25 protein-coding genes and 1 pseudogene are annotated in these 21,006 nt (G+C 53.6%); 6 read left to right on the forward strand and 20 right to left on the reverse strand.

Features of this window, described 5'->3' with window-relative positions; all coding sequences use genetic code 11:
* Positions 1–100: 100 nt before the first annotated feature.
* The 9 genes from JCM2850_RS08135 to JCM2850_RS08185 form a co-directional block, all read right to left on the reverse strand.
* Positions 101–1,393 (reverse strand): Y-family DNA polymerase, encoded by a 1,293-nt coding sequence (locus JCM2850_RS08135; protein ID WP_025871055.1) that lies wholly within the window; start codon positions 1,391–1,393, stop codon positions 101–103.
* Between the two features lie 175 nt (positions 1,394–1,568).
* Positions 1,569–2,351, reverse strand: a complete 783-nt coding sequence (locus tag JCM2850_RS08140) for a nucleotidyl transferase AbiEii/AbiGii toxin family protein (RefSeq protein WP_234406163.1) — start codon at positions 2,349–2,351, stop codon at positions 1,569–1,571.
* A gap of 77 nt (positions 2,352–2,428) precedes the next feature.
* The gene (locus JCM2850_RS08145; protein ID WP_199898284.1) at positions 2,429–3,490 is read right to left on the reverse strand and encodes a type IV toxin-antitoxin system AbiEi family antitoxin; all 1,062 of its coding nucleotides are present in this window, start codon (positions 3,488–3,490) and stop codon (positions 2,429–2,431) included.
* 452 nt (positions 3,491–3,942) lie between these two features.
* Positions 3,943–4,014 (reverse strand): pyrroloquinoline quinone precursor peptide PqqA, encoded by a 72-nt coding sequence (gene pqqA, locus JCM2850_RS23400; protein ID WP_081774944.1) that lies wholly within the window; start codon positions 4,012–4,014, stop codon positions 3,943–3,945.
* Positions 4,015–4,140: 126 nt separating this feature from the next.
* Positions 4,141–4,521, reverse strand: a complete 381-nt coding sequence (locus JCM2850_RS08155; RefSeq protein WP_025871061.1) for a hypothetical protein — start codon at positions 4,519–4,521, stop codon at positions 4,141–4,143.
* Positions 4,522–5,103: 582 nt separating this feature from the next.
* Entirely contained in the window at positions 5,104–5,175 is a 72-nt protein-coding gene (gene pqqA / locus JCM2850_RS23405) for a pyrroloquinoline quinone precursor peptide PqqA (RefSeq protein ID WP_081774944.1), read from the reverse strand.
* Between the two features lie 125 nt (positions 5,176–5,300).
* Positions 5,301–5,741 (reverse strand): LexA family protein, encoded by a 441-nt coding sequence (locus JCM2850_RS08170; protein WP_051525322.1) that lies wholly within the window; start codon positions 5,739–5,741, stop codon positions 5,301–5,303.
* Positions 5,742–6,084: 343 nt separating this feature from the next.
* The gene (locus JCM2850_RS08180) at positions 6,085–6,300 is read right to left on the reverse strand and encodes a DUF3820 family protein (protein ID WP_025871065.1); all 216 of its coding nucleotides are present in this window, start codon (positions 6,298–6,300) and stop codon (positions 6,085–6,087) included.
* Positions 6,301–6,339: 39 nt separating this feature from the next.
* A complete protein-coding gene (locus tag JCM2850_RS08185; protein WP_025871067.1) occupies positions 6,340–6,654 on the reverse strand; it encodes a DUF4144 family protein in 315 nt (104 codons plus the stop codon).
* 181 nt (positions 6,655–6,835) lie between these two features.
* Between JCM2850_RS08185 and JCM2850_RS08190 the strand changes: the two genes are divergently transcribed.
* Entirely contained in the window at positions 6,836–7,165 is a 330-nt protein-coding gene (locus JCM2850_RS08190; protein WP_025871069.1) for a cupin domain-containing protein, read from the forward strand.
* 114 nt (positions 7,166–7,279) lie between these two features.
* On the opposite strand, the gene JCM2850_RS08195 is transcribed toward JCM2850_RS08190, so the two are convergent.
* Together JCM2850_RS08195 and JCM2850_RS08200 are read right to left on the reverse strand one after the other, a co-directional pair.
* Positions 7,280–8,467 carry an MFS transporter gene (locus tag JCM2850_RS08195; protein WP_025871071.1) on the reverse strand — a complete coding sequence of 396 codons (1,188 nt, stop codon included), beginning with the start codon at positions 8,465–8,467 and terminating at the stop codon, positions 7,280–7,282.
* The gene (locus JCM2850_RS08200) at positions 8,464–9,051 is read right to left on the reverse strand and encodes a MarR family winged helix-turn-helix transcriptional regulator (RefSeq protein WP_051525323.1); all 588 of its coding nucleotides are present in this window, start codon (positions 9,049–9,051) and stop codon (positions 8,464–8,466) included. Before JCM2850_RS08200 ends, JCM2850_RS08195 begins: the two co-directional genes overlap by 4 nt.
* Positions 9,052–9,303: 252 nt before the next feature.
* On the opposite strand from JCM2850_RS08200, the gene JCM2850_RS21610 reads away from it, so the two are divergent.
* Together JCM2850_RS21610 and JCM2850_RS21400 are read left to right on the forward strand one after the other, a co-directional pair.
* Positions 9,304–9,480, forward strand: a complete 177-nt coding sequence (locus JCM2850_RS21610; protein ID WP_159105141.1) for a hypothetical protein — start codon at positions 9,304–9,306, stop codon at positions 9,478–9,480.
* A 26-nt stretch (positions 9,481–9,506) separates the two neighbouring features.
* Positions 9,507–9,704: a hypothetical protein gene (locus tag JCM2850_RS21400; protein ID WP_148301222.1), complete on the forward strand. Its 198-nt coding sequence runs from the start codon at positions 9,507–9,509 to the stop codon at positions 9,702–9,704.
* 124 nt (positions 9,705–9,828) lie between these two features.
* Here JCM2850_RS21400 and JCM2850_RS08215 read toward each other — a convergent pair whose 3' ends face one another.
* The 3 genes from JCM2850_RS08215 to JCM2850_RS18070 form a co-directional block, all read right to left on the reverse strand.
* Positions 9,829–11,169 carry a sensor histidine kinase gene (locus tag JCM2850_RS08215; protein WP_025871075.1) on the reverse strand — a complete coding sequence of 447 codons (1,341 nt, stop codon included), beginning with the start codon at positions 11,167–11,169 and terminating at the stop codon, positions 9,829–9,831.
* Positions 11,170–11,231: 62 nt separating this feature from the next.
* Complete coding sequence (locus tag JCM2850_RS23940; protein ID WP_369384869.1) at positions 11,232–11,465, reverse strand: winged helix-turn-helix domain-containing protein; 234 nt, start codon at positions 11,463–11,465, stop codon at positions 11,232–11,234.
* Positions 11,402–11,929 (reverse strand): response regulator, encoded by a 528-nt coding sequence (locus tag JCM2850_RS18070; RefSeq protein WP_369384870.1) that lies wholly within the window; start codon positions 11,927–11,929, stop codon positions 11,402–11,404. The genes JCM2850_RS23940 and JCM2850_RS18070 overlap by 64 nt, the downstream gene beginning before the upstream one ends.
* 244 nt (positions 11,930–12,173) lie before the next feature.
* Here JCM2850_RS18070 and JCM2850_RS20425 point away from each other — a divergent pair, with 244 nt between their 5' ends.
* The gene (locus JCM2850_RS20425) at positions 12,174–12,674 is read left to right on the forward strand and encodes a Spy/CpxP family protein refolding chaperone (protein ID WP_159105142.1); all 501 of its coding nucleotides are present in this window, start codon (positions 12,174–12,176) and stop codon (positions 12,672–12,674) included.
* A 130-nt stretch (positions 12,675–12,804) separates the two neighbouring features.
* On the opposite strand, the gene JCM2850_RS08230 is transcribed toward JCM2850_RS20425, so the two are convergent.
* The 6 genes and pseudogenes from JCM2850_RS08230 to JCM2850_RS08255 all read right to left on the reverse strand — a co-directional run bounded on the left by JCM2850_RS08230 (position 12,805) and on the right by JCM2850_RS08255 (position 19,603).
* Positions 12,805–13,020 (reverse strand): formate dehydrogenase subunit delta, encoded by a 216-nt coding sequence (locus JCM2850_RS08230; protein ID WP_025871079.1) that lies wholly within the window; start codon positions 13,018–13,020, stop codon positions 12,805–12,807.
* 2 nt (positions 13,021–13,022) lie between these two features.
* Positions 13,023–13,871: a formate dehydrogenase accessory sulfurtransferase FdhD gene (gene fdhD, locus JCM2850_RS08235; RefSeq protein WP_025871081.1), complete on the reverse strand. Its 849-nt coding sequence runs from the start codon at positions 13,869–13,871 to the stop codon at positions 13,023–13,025.
* 70 nt (positions 13,872–13,941) lie between these two features.
* Positions 13,942–16,790 (reverse strand): annotated as a pseudogene (gene fdhF / locus JCM2850_RS18080) (formate dehydrogenase subunit alpha).
* Positions 16,791–16,863: 73 nt separating this feature from the next.
* Entirely contained in the window at positions 16,864–18,429 is a 1,566-nt protein-coding gene (locus JCM2850_RS08245; RefSeq protein WP_025871083.1) for a formate dehydrogenase beta subunit, read from the reverse strand.
* Positions 18,426–18,896: a formate dehydrogenase subunit gamma gene (locus tag JCM2850_RS08250; protein ID WP_025871085.1), complete on the reverse strand. Its 471-nt coding sequence runs from the start codon at positions 18,894–18,896 to the stop codon at positions 18,426–18,428. The genes JCM2850_RS08245 and JCM2850_RS08250 overlap by 4 nt, the downstream gene beginning before the upstream one ends.
* A 269-nt stretch (positions 18,897–19,165) precedes the next feature.
* On the reverse strand, positions 19,166–19,603 hold the full coding sequence (locus tag JCM2850_RS08255; RefSeq protein WP_025871087.1) for a winged helix-turn-helix transcriptional regulator: 438 nt from the start codon (positions 19,601–19,603) through the stop codon (positions 19,166–19,168).
* Between the two features lie 96 nt (positions 19,604–19,699).
* On the opposite strand from JCM2850_RS08255, the gene JCM2850_RS21870 reads away from it, so the two are divergent.
* Together JCM2850_RS21870 and JCM2850_RS21875 are read left to right on the forward strand one after the other, a co-directional pair.
* Positions 19,700–20,140: an MFS transporter gene (locus JCM2850_RS21870; protein ID WP_199898285.1), complete on the forward strand. Its 441-nt coding sequence runs from the start codon at positions 19,700–19,702 to the stop codon at positions 20,138–20,140.
* A 43-nt stretch (positions 20,141–20,183) separates the two neighbouring features.
* Positions 20,184–20,999 (forward strand): MFS transporter, encoded by an 816-nt coding sequence (locus JCM2850_RS21875; protein WP_199898286.1) that lies wholly within the window; start codon positions 20,184–20,186, stop codon positions 20,997–20,999.
* Positions 21,000–21,006: the final 7 nt, after the last annotated feature.

Below are 21,006 nucleotides of genomic sequence, written 5' to 3' on the forward strand. Positions count from 1 at the left end.
TATAAGCAAAATTGACGGGCAGGAGCCATCCATACGCAAGCTTGCTCGCTTGAATCATGCTGCAAGCGTGGCTATAAACGCTGTTGGTTTGAAACCGCGCTTATTTGGCTTTAGGCAGCCCAGACCACTCAGTGGTGTAGCTCGGGCTGAGAAATGCACGGCGCATGCCCCAATCATCCCCTAAGGCTTCTGCCGCAAGCTTGATGGTGCCGCGCTTATAGCGTTGATTAATACTGTCTAGGGTAGCCATCAGACGCTGGGATTTAGGCGTGGGCGCGCTAAAGCCAAACAAATCCTGCTGCTGGCCTGCGCTTGAAACCAATTCACTCAGCATGACGCCCGCCTTGAGATAATAGATTCCAGGCCTATAAATGCGCCGCAACACCCAGAGGGCAGCTTGGGTTAGTTGTATGCTGCAATTGGTGGGAGAGGGCAGCGCGAGAAACTGCCCAGCGTGGAAAAACGCTGCCTGATCGTGCAGACCATTATTGATAGAAACATAAAGGGCACTGGTATATAAACCCTTGGCCCGCATGCGCAAGGCGGCATTACTGGCATGAAAGCTCACGGCGGCACTGAGCTCTTGCAGATCGGTCAGCCGCTTGGCGAAAGAGCGTGAAGAAATAATCTGCTTGGCATCGGGCAAATCTTCGCCCACGCTGTGCCAGGCTTCACCATTCAACTCCCTGACCGTGCGCTCAAGAATCACACCAAATTCGTCGCGCACACGCTTGGGGTCGGCCTGCTTGAGACGCCAGGCATTATGCACGCCTAGCTTATTAAGCTTGCGCTCCAGCCGTGACCCCACACCCCAGACGCAGGAAACCGGCAGGTTTTCCAGCAGTTGCTGCTGCTGTTTCATGGGCATGCTGCTGAGATCACAGACCCCATCAAAGCCCTCTACGCGCTTGGCAATATGGTTGGCGAGTTTAGCCAGTGTTTTGCTATGACCTATGCCTACCCCTATGCCCAGGCCTGTCCATTGCTGTACGGTATTCTTGATGCTGGTACCCAGGGCGAATAAATCACCCTGCATACCAGTCAGATCAAGAAACGATTCATCAATCGAATACACCTCCACCACAGGCGAAAATTGCCGCAAGGTTGCGATAAAGCGATTGCTCATATCGGCATACAACGCATAATTGCTTGAAAACGCCGTTACGCCATGCTTGCGAGCCTCACGCTCCACCTCAAACCATGGACGGCACATCCATAAAGCCAGTTTTTGCTTGGCTTCCTTGTTTTGCGCAATCACGCAGCCGTCATTGTTTGAAAGCACCACCACGGGCTTGCCGCGCAAATCTGGCCTGAACACCTGCTCACAACTGGCGTAGAAGGAGTTGGCATCGCATAAGGCATAGGTGGTGGGGCTAGGCATAAAATTGGACATAGGGCGGTGCTAGAGGCTGTTTTATGACGAAGAGCGATGACTCAGGTCAGGCTTGATGGGGAAATTATACTGTACATTCGTACAGTTTCTGCGATGTTGTGATGGTGGGCTAGGCGTGTGAAGCCACATGTAGTCGATAAGATGCGACTTAGGGTGTTGATGCAAATGCTTAGAATTAACTACGTAATGCCATGGCGCGCAGCAGTGCGTCGATTTGCCCGAAGGCATCCTGCTGCCACTGTTCTGGCGTTCTATCACCGAGTGCATCTGTGTTTTCAACAAAGCGTCTTACACAGGTAGGGCCATGTCCTTCGAAAGCGTCAAACTTGTCGGCGATATGCTGAAAGCCGAGTACTCCACTTTTATGTTCCAGTAGTGGGCGGCATTGCTGTGCCAGCGCTTCAATACCCCCTGGATAGTGACGCACACAGTAGTAGATATCGTAGGCATCTTTTTGCTTGTAGCGCCCCGCGAGCGCATGCCCCTTCATTGCTAGCAAGGCGGGGATAGAGCACACAGCAATTTCTACGCGGTTTGTTCCGCCTTCAGGCATCTGTCCTGCTACTGCCACGAGTTGATAGAAGCGTATCGCCAGATCGGCACCATCCGCGTGTTGTACAGCGAAGTCACTGATCAGAGGTGGGAGGTTTTTGACGACTTTAGTGTCGCGCGGCATCAAAAAATCGACTACGACATCAATCGTTTCTCCTCCATCTCTGGCGGGAACTTGGCGCACGAGTTGAAAGCGCCTCAGGCTTTCCCGTTGGGCATAGCCATGGCCTAGCAGCGCACCGATTAAAGTGGCATATTCGCCCTCGCCAAGTGCTGCCGCATCCAGGCCAACATCCACATCTAGAGTGCCAATATGCGGCATGTCTTCGTTGGCCAATAGCAGCCAGGGAACTGCGCCGCCGATGATGGCGAACTTACCCTTGAAACTTCCTAGAATCTGGCCCATCTCAATGAGCACAGACTTTACGGCAGCGGTCGTGCGGTCATCGTACTCGGCTGCAGACTGCGGTTCTTGTGGCTGTGTCATTTTGGCCATGACAATAACGTTTTGCGCAAATGGTCTGCGGCTTCGGCGCCACGCTCCCCGGCAATTGATAGGTCTAGGTAGGTTTGCACCGGGCTTGTACAGACCATGCCTGGCGCTGGTTCTACGCTGTCGGCAAGCAGTCCCGAATCTTTTAGTACCGTAACGACTACGTTTTCACCCTTAGGGCTGTCAGTGAGCTTCAGCGCTGCCTGGAGCTTGTGCAGACCTTCATTGTCTGCGAAGAAGTAGTGTGTGCCTGTGCGTGCATAAGGCGCAAGCCACTGCGCCGCTGAGAAGGAAGCGAAGGCTGCGCGCCCGGCACTGGGGTTGGTGCTGAGCGCTTGGTGAGCCGCGTCTTCAAGTGCACTGCCATGCAATGAGGTATAGAAGCGCAGCCGCTCACCTAATGGCGCGGTGTAGCTTTGTTGCCATGCATCTAGCAGGGCGTCGGGCTCCGAGAGAATCAAGCCATTATCAGCGCTGTGTGCCCATTCTCTATCGATCAAGCCTGTGCGCACATTGCTGACGTGCCCCAGGCTTACCCCAGAGATTGCCGACAATTCAGTCACTCGCCAGGCCCGGTCAGGCTCGCGTAGCATAGCGCGCAGCACTTGCGCAGATTTTGGTCTGAAAAGGGATTTGAGTGCACGTTGTTCGGCCACAGGCTTTTCTGCCACGATGCGCTCTATGAACACACTGCCGAAGACAATATGAGCATTGCCTTCTAAGTCGAGATAACCGACGCCTTTCTCATCGCACAATTGCCTCACCGCAGGAGAGAGGTAAGGGGCGATGAAAACGGGCGTTGCCTGAGGTGCGTGATGCCTAACATAATCCCGCAACTCCAGTAGCGCCGATCTCGCGTATCGAGGTTGCCCGTTTGACTTGTACGCACATATAAGCTGATGCTCCCTACCATCTACCAGTAGCCTGACGATCAAGTCCGGCTCCCAATCGCCTGACACGCCTACTGCATCAATACCTTGCACCTCAAGGATGGGAATCTTCTCCAGCAGTTGCCATAAGGCCTCACCTGCTAGAGTGTCTGCTTCTTTCATAAAACTCTCTGTTTTCAGCATGTGTTGAAAATATCATATTTATTGAAATTCAACATTATTTTCACTTTATTTAACTGTTTCAGCAAATGCTGAAACTGTCATATTAAATGAAATTAATTGATTTTTAGCCAGTGTTGACCTATCAATATGTATGCCTAGTAGCTGAAATAATCTATGCGTATGTATAGTTTTGCGGCTTTGTACAGCGTGGTATTATCAGTTTGCCTAAGCCCAGCGGAATCCAGTGATGTCGCGTCTCAAGCTTATATTGCAATCCCTACTAGCCTATGTGGATGGTACTTTCCTAGCCTTGGGCGTGCTACCCATCGTCATCATGGTGCTCATACTGCTGACTTTTTGATCAGATGAGCGCAATTCAAGCCAGCTTTTAAAACGTGCAGACAATAAAAAAGGAGCCTGTCAGGCTCCTTTTGGGTATTTCGGCTAATAAATTAGCGATTGCAAACGTACATTGTTACTTCAAAACCAAAACGCATTTCAGTCACTTCTGGCTTGGTCCACATGATAGTTTCCTTTTTGATGACGTTGTTGACGCTTCCCATAGTACGCATTCGTTTAAGCCTGCACATGCGCACGATCACCAAAGCAGGCTAAGTAAAATCATGAGGGCGGAGAGGACTTATGCTCACTCAACCTTCTCTCAACAGTACGATAGGTTCATGGCTGGTACCAGCCTGGAAGGTCAGCATGACATCTGCAGGCAATTTGGCATGCAGAAGGGCAAACGCGATGAGCGGCTCTGCCAGTGCATAGTGCTCGCTAAAGATGTTGTGCTTTTGCTCTGGAAACTCGGTGATATTACCTAGCGTCACTTGCCTATGCCCATGGCTATCAATGGAAAGCTCAAGAAAATAACGCGCAATGTCGCGAGTCCCATGTGTTTGATGCGCGGCCCGCTCGGCCAAGTGTCTTAACACCAGCTCATCCGTCACGGTATCTTCTTCACTACCTTCATAAAATTTGACCGAGCGTACCTTGCCCGCACCGACTGTAGGGTTGGTCATAAACATGCGGAACGCACTACAGAAGCATTTGTAATGCCTGTTGTTCATGCCCAACTTCCTGGGTGGCTTGTTTAACGGTATCTGCATCGTTGGATTGCAGCAGCTCAAACCAATGGATCACTTGATGGTTCATAGGATGCTCCTATGTTGTTGGGGGGTATTGGCTGATTGAAAAGGGAAAGTGACCGCGTCAGTTTGTGAAAAGTGACACGTCACTCTACGATCAGTAAATACATGATTCTAAGTAGGCCCAGGCTGAAACTTGCAGGATGATGACGGCCAGCAATATCCATATCTCATAACCAGGCTTAATCCCCATCTGCAACATCCTCCTTCCACAGGCTGTGATCTTGCAGAAAATGATCTAATAGTCTTGGTATGAGGGCTATCCCGAATCGGCTGAATTGTGTGCCAGAGAATCTTCCACAAGCAGGACGATTAAGATGCTCTGGGGAGAGGAGAGCTGAGGGCGATCAATCAGCAGTGCAAGCTGTGCACAGCAAGAAGGAATAGAACAAGAAGAAATAGAAAAGGGAGCCGATGAGGGCTCCCTTTGGGTATTTCAGTTACGTTATTCAGTGAGTTCGATTAACGATTGCAAACGTACATCGTTACTTCGAAACCAAAACGCATTTCAGTTACTTCTGGCTTGGTCCACATGATAGTTTCCTTTTTGATGACGTTGTTGACGCTTCCCATATTACGCATTCACTAAAGCTTGCACATGCGCACGATCACCAAAGCGGGCTAAGTAAAATCATGAGGGATAGCATCCCTTGGCTGCCTTATACGGGTTTGTGGATGACATAAGTCACCACGCCGAATACCACTAGGTTTTCTTCTTCTTGCAGGGTAATGGGCGCATGGGCTGGGTTTTCCGACAGCAGGCGTAGTAAGGCACCCCGACGCTGCAAGCGCTTGACCATCCACTCGCCTTCAACATCGACAATGACAATATCGCCATTGCCCGGCGTAAGCGCGCGATTGACCACCAGCAGGCTGCCAGGAAAGATGCCTGCGCCTATCATGGAATCACCCTCGGTTTCAAAAAAGAAGGTAGCGGGTGGGTTGGGGATTAACCAGTGGTTTAAATCCAAGGTGCCTTGCTCATAATCCTGTGCTGGGCTGGGGAAGTGAGTGCGGCCTGCTCTAACCTTGAGCGCGATGGGCAAGGGCAGCGACGAGAGATTCAAGGCGATATTACCTAATTGACGACATGTACTCATAAAACAATTTTACTGTACGAACGTTCAGTTGTGGTACGTTATTTCACGTTGTTAATATCCTTCTGCGCGAGATATTTTTAGTGACAAGAAATGGTTTGTCGCTGAGCTAATAACAATAATAGGGAGATTGAAATGCGAATCCTGCGTAAGCCATTTGCCTGTGCAGCGGCCAATGCCAAAGGGCACGGCGAGTGAATCGATGGCTGGATTTCCTCATGCTGATCTGCATGTTGGCGGCCATTCTGATCGTATGTCAGATTGCCTTGCCTGCGGTCTATGGCTTGAGCTGGTATTAAGCCAGCACTGATACCGCCAGCACTTTATCTGGTGATCAAGCTGGCTTTTATTGCGGATGCCGCAGGGGATTCAATAAAGGTTTGAGTCCATTGTGGTCAAGCTCCTGCATCAGCGCCAGCAAGCGGCCTATCTCACCGGGCGGAAAGCCATTGCGGGCAAACCAGTTGAGATAATGTCCGGGCAGGTCAGCAATCAACCTGCCCTGATATTTGCCAAAGGGCATGGTGCGTGTCACCAGCAATTCCAGATCAGCGGTCTGCATGATGTTCTCTACTATCTTCCACCGTGTTCAGCCTGAGATTCAATCATCTGCCAGGCTGGCCATCAGCTTGATGGCATTGGCAATGTTGGTCGCTGCTATTTTGGTTGTGCAGCAAATGCCTTGTTGCGCGGCATGGGCACGTACCAAACTTAGAATTTCCTGCAATGTAGTGTCTGCCTGGCGGGTTAGGGTGTGGGCAGGCTGCAAGGCATAGCTCGCACCTGCGCTATCAATCAACCTGACGGCGCTGCGACCTTGCCATGCCGCTAAGGCCTCTTGGTCAGCCAAATACTCCAGCTCGTCAGCACCCGGGTACTGAATAATGGCAGGCCAATGAATGGTGGATGTGCTCATGCGCGTTGATGAATTTTGCTAAAGCCTAGGCTGAGTTAAGTGAAGAGTAGCAGCGTCTGCAGGGATAAGTGGCTGGCCTTGCGTCCTGACTGCCGTTACTATAACGCCTCTTTCCCGGTGAGGCTGTCTGCCGGATGTTCTGAATTGTAAAACGCCCGAGGGCGAATCTGAAAGCATAGTGATGAGCAAGATTATTGTAGAAAGCAATCCCGCCAAGTCCCGCCTGGATACCCTGGGCGTGAGCAAGTGGCCAACCTGGTCCAAGGAAGTCTCAACTTTCCCCTGGGTGTTTCCTGAGCAGGAAATTGCCTACATTCTAGAAGGCGAAGTGGTGATCAAGCCTAATGATGGCAGCCCTGCAGTGACCTTCCGCAAGGGTGATCTGGTGACTTTCCCTGCTGGCCTGCGTTGCACCTGGGAAGTAAAGCAACCTTTGCACAAGCATTACCAGCTGGATGGCAGCCTGGTCGGTCGTATCTTCCGCCGCATCAAGTTGTTCTTCACCAAATAAAACTGGTTTTGACCTAAACAACACCTCATGCATTTCTTGCATGGGGTTTTTTATCGCTGAAAACCTGAGATATTCAATACCGCTCTGGATGTGCTGGGCTGGGTGCAATACTGATCATGCGCTGACTTTACTCATGACGCGGGCATAATGCCTGGGGTCAAAACCGGCCGCCAAAGGCAGCAGAATCAGCATAATCCCGGCTAGTGCACACCAGGTGGCAGTGAAGCTATGCAGATAATCACGTAGCAATCCAGCAAGCATGGGGCTGGTGCCCGCCACCAGATAACCCATGCCTTGTACCCAGGCCGTCAGCATGCCTGCCGCACGTGGCTGCTCCAGATGATCCATGCATACAATCATGGAGAGTGGAAACAGCGCACCCACGCCACAACCCGCAATCACCACGCCGGCCCACGCCAGCCAGTGTTCTCCCAAGGCCAGGCATAGCAAGCCTATGATGGCAAGCAGGATGGCGGTTATCAAACATGGCCGTCTATCCAGCGCACGCGCGGCCAGTTGTGAAAACACCAGGCCAGAGACCACTTCTGTAGCACTCAACAGCGATAAAGCCAGGCCCGCCTGGGTTGGGCTATAGCCCAAATCGAGAAAATGCGGTGGTAGCCATGCCAGCATGCATGTGAAACCTGATGTACCCAGACCAAAAAACGCCGCCAGCCGCCAGGCGCGCGGCAGTTTATGTACTTTTAACGCTGGCTTTGCTTGCGGCGCGGCCATACTGCCGGGGCCGGAAAGCGGCTGCCGCGGCACCAGGCGTAAAAACAGCCACAAAGTCGGCAGAGCCAGCAGGCCCCAGCTCGCCAAAGCCCAGCCCAGGGTGCTGTGATGCAAAATCTGCGGAGCGATGGCCGCAGACAGGGCGGCCCCGCCCATAATGGCGGAAATATAAATGCCCATATAAGAGGCTGTGTGGCTGGGCCAGTGCTGTTTGATGATGCTGGGCATAAAGGCTTGCACCAGGGCGATGCCCAGGCCTGCCAGCAGGGCTGAGGCAATCATGAGCAGGGGTGCCTGGCTGTAAAAGCGCCACAGTGTGCCTATGGCAATCAGTAACAAAGCCGATGTCAGCAATGCTCGGGGGCTGTAGTGCCGCAGCAGCCAGTGGCTGCACAACGCACCTGCTCCCATCATGAGAATAGGCAAGCCATTGAGCAGAGATATCCAGCTGTAATTGAGTTGCCAAAGGTTGAGCAATACATCGGTCAACGGCCCTATGGTGGCCATAACGGGCCGCAGGTTAAGCCCCACCAGAATCAGCAGTAACAGGGTGAGCATGCGCTTCATATATTTACTTCCTTTGGTGCAGGCTCAGCATCTGGCTGTGCATCAAGATGCAGCAGCAATTGCCTCAGGTCTTGGTTCAGGGCATCACGCTGGGCTGCGGGTGGCAAGGTGAGGGCCAGTTGTTGCAGATACATTTCCAGCAGCGGTTCAAATAGCTGGCGCCCCTCATTGCTGATGATCACTTCCATGCTGCGCTTGTCTGCCGGGTTGGCCAGTCTTTGTATCAGGCCTTTTTGTGACAAGGTATCCAGACGGTTGCTCATGGCGCCAGAGGTAATCAGCAGGCGTTGATACAAGGTGGTGGGGGAGAGTTTGCCGCCGTTACGGTAAAGCGTGGCCAGCACATCAAACTCACCCTGATTAAGCCCTGCACGCTCTATCACCGGCATGATGCGTTTCATCAGCAAGGTGGTAATGCGTAGCAATCGGGTGACCAAGGCCATATCAGCAAAATCCCGACCCGGCAGAGTGGTGTGCCAACTGGCAAGCAAGTGGTCTATATGGTCTGGCACATGTTCTGCTGCTTGGTCTGCGGCGGCAACTGGATTGTCGGGTGTAAGCGCGGGAGTGGCATCTATGGGCATAATTGTCTTAACGTTAAGTTAATTTAACTTGATGTTAAGATAAATCTCCATCTGCGGCAAGCTCGGGATAACTCAAGCCACCTAAATTCCAGCAAATTTAGTTCTAGCAAACTTAGTTATAAAGCTCCAGCCAAGCTCAGGCTTATCAGTCATTTCCTACAACAGCTTCAGGCCCATCCTACTGCTAAGCCCTGGGTTTTGCCCCATTATGGCTGCCGTTATGCAACAGGCAATAAACCAAAAAGGATAATCATGGAACTGTTCAAGGTATGTGTGGCGTTTGATGACGGCGGGGATGTCTGGCTAGGCGATGCTTTTGAAGAAGCCGATGATATCTGTCTGGCATTGGATTGGATGAGCGCCCCTTGCAGTTCAGACGCTGCTTTTGCCACCAAGCCAGAAGCTTCAAGGCCAGCGCGCATAGCTTAAATAGCAAAACCAGATGTCCAGGCCGGGTGGTACGCCTACCCAAGTCCAGGTTGGAAGCCACCATCGATTCCCTGCACTATGAATACCTGCTGCCAAAATCTCTACCTGCCAGCCTGCGCACTGCGCGTCACCCGGCAGAAGTGCCAGAGGGCTATAAGGTGGAATTTCTAGCGGAAAACCCCTGCCTGAAGCGTGGGGTCAGTATGCAAAGAATTGCCGCGTAACTGCGAGCATGTATTAAGGGCAAGTTGCCCTATCTTATGGCCTAGTACTGCTTGCATCTGATGTGTGTAGCCCCTAGATGCTGCCGGACTCCAGTCTACAACACGGCTGCAACGCTAGAGAAAATCAGCGTGCAATCAAATTCGCTGGAAACACGCAGCGCACACACAAGCCGCCATCGGCGCAATTGCTCAGAATAATATTGCCCTGATGATGTTCAATTGCCCGCTTGGCAATGGCCAAGCCCAAGCCATAACCCATGTTGGCAGGCTTGCTGGCATCAGCCACGCGATAGAAGGGCTGGAACACCTTGCCCAATTCGTTTTCTGGCAAGCCTGGGCCATGGTCCCTGACTTCCACCACTACTTCCTGCGCTTCACTACGCTGTATGGAAACTTCTACCGTCTGCCCCTCGTTGTTGTACTTGAGAGCGTTACGGATAATGTTTTCAAACGCGCGGCGTAACAATTCATCATGCCCGGTCAGCAGGGTTTCCTGGCTCGCCTGGAAGCTGATGCTGCTGCCCACGGCCTGGGCTTCAAAATTGGCATCCTGCACAATGCCAGCCAGCAAATCATTGAGGTTGATCTTGTCATTGCCCTGGCTGCTGATGCCGGATTCCAGCCTGGATAGCGTCAACATCTGACCTAGCAATTCATCCAGGCGCTCGGTTTCGCGCTCAATGCGAGCCAGGGCTAAGTCTAGCTTGTCTGGCTGCTGCTGCGCCAGGCCAACCGCCAGGCGCATACGCGCCACAGGTGAGCGCAACTCGTGCGATACGTCATGCAGCAACAGGCGTTGCGCATCCAGCAGGGTTTGCAGCCGCGTTGCCATATAGTCGAAATCCTGGCCTAGCTCGGTCAGCTCATCATTGCGGTTAGAAAGCTCGGGGCTGACACGGGTATTCAATTGGCCTTCAGCCAATTTGCGGCTGGCCTTGCGCAGCAGTTTGATTGGGCGGCTGAGATATACCGCAAAGCCTGCACTGAACAGCAGGCTGGCCAGTAGCGCGATAAAGATTTGCAATTCCAGGCTGTAACGCAAAGGGCCAGCGCTATTGGCACTGGCGGCGGGAATAAACAGAATATAGTCATTGCCCTTGGCGGTACGCACTTTGCGCACGCTGCTGGGCGCAGGGTCGGTGGCGAGCGCGTCTATGGCCTTACGCAGGGTATCGGCCTGAACTTCACGGCCCAGAATATCCTGATCATGCTGGTTGATGACCAGCACAGTGGGGGATTTATGTCCAGGCCAGTTATCGAACAAGGCCTTGGCGCCTTCTTCATCACCATATTGCAAGGCATTGGCGGTAATACCCACCACAAAATCCGCGCGGCGGTCACGCAAAAAGCCTTCTTCAGAAGTGGGGGTGTGCTCGTTGAGATAGATGGCACCACCAACCCCGGCGACTGACACCAGCAGGGTCAGGGAAAAGCCGAGGAAAATCTTCCAGAATAATCTACCCATAGTGTGATCGTGTGCGCTTGTTTAATTGCAATCAATAGGAGGCTGCCTGGCTTGCACGCAGGCTAGCCAGCAATGAACTGATAACCCACACCACGCACGGTCTGGATAGGGGATCGGCCATCTTCCAGCAGGCCCAGCTTTTGCCGCAGGTTGCTGACGTGTACGTCTATGCTGCGGTCATAGCGGCTTTCCGGTCTGCCCAGCGCCTGGGTGAATAAATCAGCCTTGCTCACTACGCGCCCGGCATGGCGCGCCAATACTTCCAGCAGAGCATATTCGCTGGTGGTGATGTCCAAAGCCTCACCCTTCCATTCAATAATGCGCTCAGAAGGTAGATGGCAATCTTGCCGACGCGGGTGATATTGCTGCTGTGCTGGCTTTGCTGCACTTCATCGCGGATCACCACACGGCGCTGAATGGCGCGCAGGCGTGCCACCAGTTCACGCGGGTTGAAGGGCTTGGAAAGGTAATCGTCAGCGCCCAGCTCCAGGCCCACGATGCGGTCTATCTCGTCTCCCTTGGCGGTCAGCATGATGACGGGGATTTGGCTGCTGGCGCGGATCAAACGCAAGGTGTCAAAGCCATTGAAGCGCGGCATCATGACATCCAGCACCACCAGATCAAACTCGCCGGACAATGCCAGGCTGGCGCCTTCTTCCCCATCGTGGGTAATGGTCAGGGTGAAATCCTCTGCGCCCAGATACTCTTCCATCATCTGGCACAGTTCGACATCGTCATCAATCAGCAATACGCGCAGCACGGTTTATCTTCCTCTCACAATTTCTCAGGCGCTCAGAATTTCTGAAGGCTCTGACCATTTCTCAGACTGCATTTTGCCGTAGCGACAGGCCGCAAAATGAGCATCTTACAAAGTTTTACTGACAATTACACCGCCTAAACCAAAGGCAACAAACATTTAGCACGCATTGCGCTCATAGTAGTCAGGCAGCGCAATCATGCGTTTTGTCATTCGAGTTACTCAAGCAAGGAGCATTATGATGATCATGTCACGTAAATTCTGGATTTCTTCCGCCATCTTCGCATCTTCCCTGTTGGCATTGAACATTGCCGCCAGCCACGCCGAATCCGGCGACAAGCATGGTGACAAAAAATGCGATCAGGACAAAAAGCACGGTTCTTTCGAGGGCCGCCATAGTTTTTCTGATGAAAAATTTTTGCAGCACAAGCTGGGCAAGCTTAACCTGAGCACTGAGCAGCAGGCACAAGTGAAGCAGATTGTGGAGAAGCAAAAGCCAGCGTTTGCTGACAAGCGCCAGGCTATTCACGATTCCTACAAGGCTCTGGCCAGCGCTTCCAGCAGCGATCAGTATGACGAAAAGAATGTGCAGCAACTGGCGGCAGCCCAGGCCAAGATTCAGGCTGATTTGATTGTGCTGCGCTCCAACACCTGGCATGAGGTTTATCAGGTGCTGACCCCAGAGCAAAAGCAGAAGTTATCCGAGTTTCAGTCCAAGGTCAGGGCCAGGCACGCTGAAAAAGCCTGATCCAATTCCAGAATAACGCACTTGATTTGAAGCAAACCGGGGATGCATGCCCCGGTTTTTTATTGCCCGGCGCCTACAGGGCTAAAGTTAGTGCGCTAAAGTTAGAGCGCTAAAGGTTTTGCTTGAGTAACTAGTGCACGTGTTCGCGTATGGCATTCAGCACCAAAGGCTGCAAGCCACTATCGGGGTGCTCATTGATATGCTGAATAATCTGCGCGCGCATCTGAGGTGCCCAGAAGCGGGTGAGGTGGCTGGCGATATCCTGCTTGGCCTGTTCCACATCGGGGTAGGAGCGGAAAAAATCGCCTATCTGGTTTGCCATTTTTACCAGGTGTTGTATATCCATGCTCATGCCAGTTCCTTGCTTTCAGTCAGGTGTTGCAATCGTTCCGGGCAGCTATAAACCACATGTTGTTCCTTGCGTGCAAAGCCAACCAGGGTGAGGCCGCAACCCTGGGCCATGCGTATCGCCAGGCCAGTGGGGGCAGATATCGCTACCAGCATGGCAATATTGGCGCTGGCCGCTTTTTGTACCATTTCATAACTGGCACGGCTGGAGGTCAGCAAAAAGCCCTCGCGCGATAAACCTTGCTTGGCCATCGCCCCCAGCAGCTTATCCAGGGCGTTGTGCCTGCCCACATCTTCACGCACCAGCAGAATTTCACCTTCTGGGCTGACCCAGGCCGAGGCATGGGTGGCACCTGTGCGGCCTTGTAGTTGTTGATGGGCGTGCAGATTGCGTTGCGCCAGATAAATAGCCTCGGCAGCAAACACCATGTCAGGCGCGTCTATCGCTTGTGGCATGCGTATGGCTTGATCCAGGCTTTCTGAGCCGCACAACCCGCAGCCAGTGCGGCCCGTCATGCTGCGGCGGCGCTGCTTGAGGTTCTGAAACTGCTCAGTGGCAATCTCCATCTGCAGTTCAATCCCATTGACGCGCTCAACGATATCAATGCCATAAAGATCAGAAGCGCTAGACAATATGCCCTCGCACAAAGAGAAACCCAGCGCAAAATCCTCAAGGTCATCCGGCGTCGCCAGCATCACGGCATGGGAGATGCCGTTGTAAATCATGGCGATAGGCACTTCCTCGGCGACGTTGTCCTCGCGCTCGCTCAAGCGCCCATGCTCGTATTTGAATACGGTGACGGTGCTGTCGGTAAGCGCGGACTCTATCAAGAAATTGGCTGGCTTCATCATGCTTTCATAGGTTTACGTACATAAGTTTTCATACATTAAGTTTTCATAGCCGGGCATATAGTCAGGCTTATTCGATATGGCTTTCGTCCTGCTGCTGCGCCAGGGCAATCTGATCCTGGCTGAATTCCTGGTACTGACGCTGCCATTCGGAAAGCTGGGAAACCCGGCTGACCTCGACGGCGGTGACCTTGAATTCTGGGCAGTTGGTGGCCCAATCCGAATTGTCGGTGGTAATCACATTGGCACCGGATTCAGGATGGTGGAAGGTGGTATAGATCACGCCGGGTTGTACCCGTTCGGTGATATTGGCGCGCAGCACAGTATTGCCTGCGCGGCTGGTGATGCCTACCCAATCGCCATCCTTGATGCCTCTGTCTTCGGCATCCTGCGGGTGAATTTCCACCTTGTCTTCGGGGTGCCAGGCCACATTGTCGGTACGCCTGGTTTGCGCGCCCACATTGTATTGCGAGAGTATACGCCCGGTGGTCAGTATGAGCGGGTACTTGGCGTTGACTTTTTCCGAGGTGGGCACGTATTCGGTAATCATGAATCTGCCCTTGCCACGCACAAATTCATCAATGTGCATGATAGGGGTGCCTTCGGGATGCGCTTCGTTGCATGGCCATTGTATGCTGCCCAGTTCTTCCAGTTTTTGGTAGCTGACACCATGGAAGGTGGGGGTGAGTCTGGCAATTTCATCCATGATCTCGGAGGCATGCTGATAAGGCATGGGGTAGCCCAAGGCTTCGGATAGCATGGCGGTGATCTGCCAGTCTTCATAGCCATTCTTGGGCGTCATTACACGGCGCACCGGGGAAATACGGCGCTCGGCATTGGTAAAGGTGCCGCTCTTTTCCAGGAAGGAGCAACCGGGCAGGAACACATGCGCATACATCGCGGTTTCGTTGAGGAATAGATCCTGCACGATCACGCACTCCATGGACGCCAGCGCATGGGTCACATGCTGGGTGTTGGGGTCGGACTGGGCAATGTCTTCACCTTCGCAATACAGCGCCTTGAAGCTACCATCAATCGCAAAGTCCAGCATATTGGGGATGCGCAGGCCTGGCTCGTTATCCAGCGGTCTGCCCCAGGCATTTTCCAGCAGGGCGCGGGTGGCATTGTCGGAAACGTGGCGATAGCAGGGAACTCATGCGGGAAGGAACCCATATCGCAAGAGCCCTGCACATTGTTCTGCCCACGCAGCGGGTTAACCCCCACGCCTTCGCGGCCAATATTGCCTGTGGCCATCGCCAGATTGGCAATGCCCATGACCATGGTAGAACCCTGGCTATGTTCGGTGACGCCCAGGCCATAGTAAATCGCCGCATTGCCACCAGTGGCAAACAGCCGTGCTGCTGCGCGTAGATCGCTGGCTGGCACGCCTATTGCGGCTTCCATGGCTTCAGGGGAGTTTTCCGGCTGGGCGACAAACTCGCTCCAATACTGGAAGGAATCCCACTCACAACGCGCTTTAACAAAGGCTTCATCTACCAGCCCCTCAGTTACCACCACATGCGCCATGGCGGTAATCAAAGCCACATTGGTGCCTGGCTTGAGCTTGAGGTGATAATCCGCCTGCACGTGTGGGCCAGAAACCAGGTCTATCGCGCGCGGGTCGGCAATAATCAGCTTGGCGCCCTGACGCAGCCTGCGCTTCATTTGTGAGCCAAACACCGGGTGACCATCGGTAGGGTTGGCCCCTATGACCATAATGACGTCAGACTGCATCACCGAATCAAAGGTCTGCGTGCCAGCCGATTCACCGAGGGTCTGCTTGAGGCCATAGCCAGTAGGGGAGTGGCAGACGCGGGCGCAAGTATCTACATTGTTGTTGCCAAAGGCTGCGCGTACCAGCTTCTGCACCAGATAGGTTTCTTCATTGGTGCAGCGTGAAGAAGTAATAGCCCCTATGGCATTGCGGCCATGCTTGGACTGTATGCGTTGCAGCTCACTGGCAGCATAAGAGATGGCTTCTTCCCACGAGACTTCCTGCCAGGCATCGTGAATGCTCTTGCGTATCATGGGCTTGGTAATGCGGTCGCGGTGGGTGGCATAACCCCAGGCAAAACGTCCCTTGACGCAGGAGTGCCCGTGATTGGCTCCGCCATTCTTATCCGGCACCATGCGCACCACTTGCTCACCCTTCATCTCGGCGCGGAAGGAGCAGCCTACCCCACAATAAGCGCAGGTGGTGATCACACTATGCTCGGGCTGGCCGCTTTCTATCACGGTTTTTTCCATCAATGTCGCTGTTGGGCAGGCGGCGACACAAGCACCGCAAGACACACATTCGGAATCAAGGAAGTTATCGAAATTACCCGCAGCGACCTTGGAATCAAAGCCACGGCCTTGAATGGTCAAGGCAAATGTACCCTGGGTTTCTTCGCAGGCACGTACACAGCGTGAGCAGACGATGCACTTGGAGGCATCAAACTGGAAATAGGGGTTGGAATTGTCTTTCTCGGCAGAGAGGTGGTTGCTGCCTTCATAGCCGTAACGCACTTCTCGTAGGCCCACCGCCCCTGCCATATCCTGCAGTTCACAATCGCCATTGGCAGAGCAGGTCAGGCAGTCCAGCGGGTGATCGGAGATATATAGCTCCATGACGCCACGGCGTATATCCGCCAGCTTTGGCGTTTGCGTGTGCACTTTGAGGCCTTCATCCACTGGGGTAGTGCAGGAGGCCGGGTAACCGCGCCTGCCGTCTATTTCCACCAGGCACAAACGGCAGGAGCCAAATGGCTCCAGGCTGTCAGTGGCACAGAGCTTAGGAATGCTGATGCCCGCCTGCATGGCGGCATGCATGATTGAAGTGCCCTTGGCAACGGTGATGCTGTGACCGTCAATATCCAGCGTGACTTGCTGCTCAGTGTTGCGGCTCGCTGGGGTGCCGTAGTCTGTTTGCTTGTCCATCACTTTCTCCTCTGGTTCTCACTGAAGCCAGCCCTGTTTTTTTATTAGTCAGGTGCATGGCGTTTTACTCACTTCATGCGGCGCGTTCCTTCTTGTTAACGCCAGCTTCACTCAGGCCAAAATCCTGCGGAAAATGATTGAGCGCGCTTAGTACCGGGTAGGGTGTCATGCCGCCCAAGGCGCACAATGAGCCATTGAGCATGGTGTCGCTAAGGTCGCGTAGCAGGGCAATGTTTTGCACGTGATCAGTGCCTGCCATAACTTTGTCCATGACCTCTACACCTCGGGTAGAACCTATGCGGCATGGGGTACATTTGCCGCAGGATTCCACCGCGCAGAACTCCAGCGCATAACGCGCCATGTGCGCCATATCCACTGTGTCATCAAAGGCGACAATGCCGCCATGACCCAGCACCGCCCACAGCTTGCTAAAGGCTTCATAGTCCAGCGGCGTATCAAATTGAGATTCCGGCAGATAAGCCCCCAATGGGCCGCCTACCTGCACTGCCTTGATCGGTCTACCACTGGCGGAGCCACCACCGTAGTCGTAAAGCAACTCGCGCAGGGTCACCCCAAAGGCTTTTTCCACCAGGCCCGCATGTTTGAGATTGCCCGCCAATTGAATAGGCAAGGTGCCACGTGAGCGGCCCATGCCGTAATCGCGGTAATACTCACTGCCTTTGTCCATGATGATGGGCACAGTGGCCAGCGAGATCACGTTATTGATCACCGTGGGCTTGCCAAACAGGCCGGAGATTGCAGGCAGTGGCGGCTTGAAGCGCACCAGGCCACGCTTGCCTTCCAGACTTTCCAGCAGCGCGGTTTCTTCACCGCAGACATAAGCCCCGGCGGCGCGGCGTACTTCCAGATAAAAGTCATGCGTGCTACCCAGAATGCTGCGCCCCAGGTAGCCAGCGGCATAGGCTTCCTTGATGGCCAGATTGAGCGCGGCGATAGAGTGTGGATATTCCGAGCGCACATAGATATAGCCTTGCGTGGCACCCACCGCAATGCCCGCAATGGTCATGCCCTCAATCAGCACAAAGGGGTCACCCTCCATAATCATGCGGTCAGAATAAGTGCCGGAATCGCCTTCATCGGCATTGCAGACTATGTATTTCTGCTCGGCTTGCGCCACCATGACCGTCTTCCACTTAATACCAGTGGGGAAAGCCGCGCCGCCACGTCCGCGCAGGCCAGAATCAGTCACTTGCGCCACTATCGCTTCCGGGCTTTGGACCAGCGTATTACGCAAACCACGGTAACCCTCATGCGCCAGATAATCGTCAAGGCAGACCGGGTCGGTAATGCCCACCCGGGCAAAAGTCAGCCGCTCCTGACGCTTGAGCCAGGGCAGTTCATCGGTAAGACCTAAAGAGAGCGCATGCTGCCCACCTTCAGTAAAACCAGCGTCAAACAATGAAGCAACATCTTCAGGCTGGACCGGGCCATAGGCCACGCGGCCCTGAACTGTTAACACCTCTACCATAGGCTCCAGCCAGAACATGCCACGGGAGCCGTTGCGCACCAGCTTAATGGAAATTTGACGTTGATCTGCCTCTTGCTGAATAGCGGCGGCAACCTGATTGGCGCCCAGTGATAAGGCGCTGGAATCGCGGGGAACATAAATCGTGATCATGCCGCTACCTCCCTGGCCTTGGCCAGCAACTGCGAAAGTTGCTGCGGCGTAACGCGGCCATATACCTGATCATCCAGCATGATGGCGGGGGAACAGGCACAATTGCCCAGACAGTAAACTGCTTCCAGCGTGACAGCGTTGTCAGGGCTGGTCTGGTGATAGTCTATGCCCAAGCTAGATTTGGCATGGGCTTCGAGCTGGGTGCTGCCCATGGCCTGGCAAGATTCTGCCCGGCAGATTTGCAGAATATGCCGACCCGGTGCATGGGTGCGGAAATGGTGATAAAAACTGACTACCCCGTGTACTTCCGCCACGGAGAGATTGAGCGCCTTGGCGATATCGCCGTAGCAATCTTCTGGGATATAGCCTAAATCGTCCTGAATCGCGTGCAACAATGGCAGCAAGGCACCCGCCATATGTTGATGTGTATCGATGTGCGATTTGATGCGTGCCAACTGGTCATGCATAACCTTCTCCTCGAATCCATATCTCAATATAGACACTGCTTTTTATTCTGACTTCTATAGCCACTATATACTGGAGTGTACAGTTGGGTATAGCAAAAATAAGAACAAAATGCCCGAGGATGGGAAGTGGTAAGCCACGGTTTGGAAAAGATAAATCATGAAATGATTTTCATTATCTTTCCAGCCTGCTTATTCAGTACATGCTATACCTGATAGTGAATAAGACAGCAGATTCAAGCTAGGGTTTGGCTCAGACGCGACCATGGGCTTTACTGCGCGGGTTTAATCACCTGAGTATCGGCAGCCTGAATCACCTTGCCGTGCAAATTGCTGCATTGCAGGGCAGCAAGCGCTTGGCCGCTGGCAGTTTCCAGCAAAACGGAGCGCGCTTCATGTGGCTCAAACAAATATTGTTCTCCCCATTGTCGCAAGGCCACAATCAGCACAAACAAGTCTTCACCTTTGCGTGTCAGCCTGTATTCCTGATAACTGCTGCCATCGGCAGCGTCTTGTAGTTGCAAAATCTCAGCATCCAGCAGCTTACGCAGGCGGTCAGACAATATATTGCGCGCTATGCCCAGGCTGCGCTGAAAATCGCCAAACCTGCGCACGCCATCAAACGCATCACGCACAATCAGCAAACACCAGCGGTCACCCAGGATATCGGTGGCCCGTGCCACCGGGCAGGTTGAGGCAACAGAGTTCATGGCAGGTGGGAGTGGGTGATAAGAGGTGGTTGCATTTTAAAACTGGATTCATTATGCTGCAACTGGTTTCAATTTAAAACCAGTCTCGGAGCAAGCATGGATGTTTTACCCACTCAACACGTTAATGCGAGCCAGCCTTGTGTAAAGCAGGCGGTATCGCTTGAAAGCCACTGCCCAAAATCCGTATTGGGCAAACCCTTATCATCCAATCAGGTGAGCTTGCTGGCGCTTGGCAGTGGCATGAGTGTGGCCAATATCTATTTTGCCCAGCCGCTGCTGCATGAATTCAGTGCCGCCTTTGCAGTGACATCAGCCCAGGTTGGCCAACTTATCAGCATGGCCCAGTTGGGCAGCGTATTGGCGCTAGTCTTTCTGCTGCCGCTGGGCGATCGTATGGACAGGCGCTGTTTGCTCTTGATACAAGCCCTGGCATTGGTGGTCATGCTGGTGCTGCTGGGGCTTGCCCCAAGCCTGGGCTGGGCGTATGCCGCGATGTTGGGGGTGGGCTTGCTGGCCACCGCCATGACCCAGGGCTGATCGCTTATGCGGCCAGTGTTGCCCAGCCTGCTGAGCAAGGCAGGTGCTGGCCAAGGTGCAGGCGGGGGTGTTTCTTGGCTTGTTGCTGGCGCGCGTGGTTGCGGGCGGTGTGAGTGATATAGCAGGCTGGCGCATGGTGTATTTAAGCTCGGCGGCTTGCATGTTGCTGCTGGCTTGTCTGCTCTGGCGCAGCTTGGCTAGGGGCAATGGTTCTCCGGCAGTCACTATTTCTCCTGCGGTCAATATCTCTCAGGTGACAGGCAGTTACCCACGTTTTATTGGCAGCATGCTGGCCTTGTTGTGGCGGCATAGGCTGCTGCAAGTGCGCGGCATGCTGGCACTGCTGATGTTTGCCGTGTTCAATATTTTCTGGAGCGCTCTGAGCCTGGCCTTGAGTGCACCGCCTTATGCCTATAGCAACACTGCCATAGGTGCGCTGGGGCTGGTGGGCGCCATAGGGGCGCTGGGTGCCACGCAGGCTGGGCGCTGGCTGGATAAAGGTGCCCATCGGCAAGTCACCTTGATCGCCTTGCTGCTGCTGGCCATTGCCTGGTGGCCTTTGGCTTTCATGAGCTGGTCTTTAGCTGCCTTGATGTTAGGGATTATTTTGCTGGACATGGGCGGGCAAGCCTTGCATGTCAGTAATCAAAGCCTGCTATTGCGCAGCAATGCTGAGCAACAGCATGGCAGCATGATAGGCATGTATATGCTGTTTTATGCCTTAGGGAGTGCGCTGGGCGCTGCGGCGGGGACAGCGGTATTTGCCCATGATGGCTGGCAGGGTGTATGCCTGCTGGGATTTAGCCTGAGTGCGCTAGCTTTGGTGTTTTGGCTGGCAACACGGCGTGCGCTCAATTAGCAGTGCT

The organism is Methylobacillus glycogenes JCM 2850 (assembly GCF_000617925.1).
GTDB lineage: Bacteria > Pseudomonadota > Gammaproteobacteria > Burkholderiales > Methylophilaceae > Methylobacillus > Methylobacillus glycogenes.